Here is a 1,026-nt window from a genome sequence, read left to right as displayed (position 1 = left end):
CTGGTCGGCGGCTAGGGCTGACGGAACGCTTACTTATTGCCGATTGCCTGCGGGCAGGGCATTCGCACCGGCGTATCGCCCAGATAGTCTGTCGTAGTCAATCCACTATCAGCCGTGAAATCGCACGCAACAGCGTCGATGGTATCTACGATGCCTATCACGCTGATCAGGCCAGCCGCGGGCGCCTTGCTCGCCCAAAGCCGCGCAAACTCGATGACAATCGATTTTTGCGCGCCCAGGTTGTCAATCTGCTCAACCGTGGCGCCTCGCCGCGTCAGGCCAGTGGCAGGTTGGCTGCACTGTGGGGTGATAATACGTCCATGACTATTAGCCACGAGTCGATTTACCAGGCCCTTTACGTACAAGGGGCAGGCAGCTTGCGCAAAGAACTTGTGTTTGAAAAGTCCTGCCGGACTACCCGGCCAGGGCGTAAACCCCGCTCGCTTCTCGCAGGGGTGCCCAAGCCACGTGGAAAACGCTGGACTCATGATGCCAATATTTCACTTCGCCCAGCCGAAGCCAATGATCGTGCGGTACCCGGTCATTGGGAAGGCGATTTGATTATTGGCGCAGATGGCACCAGTGCTTTAGCGACGTTGGTGGAACGCCGCAGCAGGTTTGTGCTGCTCGGCAGACTCGGCACTGACCATACTGCCGCCAGTGTCAATGAGGTGATGGTACGGATGATTCGTCGGCTCAAAGAGTCGATGGACACCACGATTTCGACGTTGACCTGGGATCAGGGAGTGGAGTTTGCCAAACACACGGAGTTTTCTGTCGCGGAGAATATCCAGGTGTTTTTCGCCGATCCGCATTCGCCGTGGCAGCGAGGTAGCAATGAGCGGATGAACCGGGATATCCGGTTTTATTTCCCCAAAGGCACCAACTTTACCGATGTCACCGACCAAGAGGTCGCCGAGGCGGAAGCATTGCTGAATAACCGGCCACGGGTAGTGCTCGACGGGTTAACTCCCCGGGAGGTAATCTCTGGTGTTATCCATGATGCAATGACCGCCTGACCCTACC

Annotated in this window: 1 protein-coding gene; it reads left to right on the top strand. The window is 56.9% G+C overall.

The features are described from left to right. Nucleotides 1-1,019: IS30 family transposase (locus tag HMPREF2878_RS09365; protein WP_083310844.1), on the top strand; the 1,019-nt coding region annotated here is incomplete at its 5' end. Between the last annotated feature and the right edge of the window lie 7 nt (nucleotides 1,020-1,026).

Origin of the sequence: Corynebacterium sp. HMSC065H09 (genome assembly GCF_001812845.1) — a bacterium.
In the GTDB taxonomy this organism is placed as follows: domain Bacteria; phylum Actinomycetota; class Actinomycetes; order Mycobacteriales; family Mycobacteriaceae; genus Corynebacterium; species Corynebacterium jeikeium_D.
The sequence above is the reverse complement of the archived record's forward strand: the minus strand, read 5'-3'. Positions and strand labels throughout refer to the sequence as shown.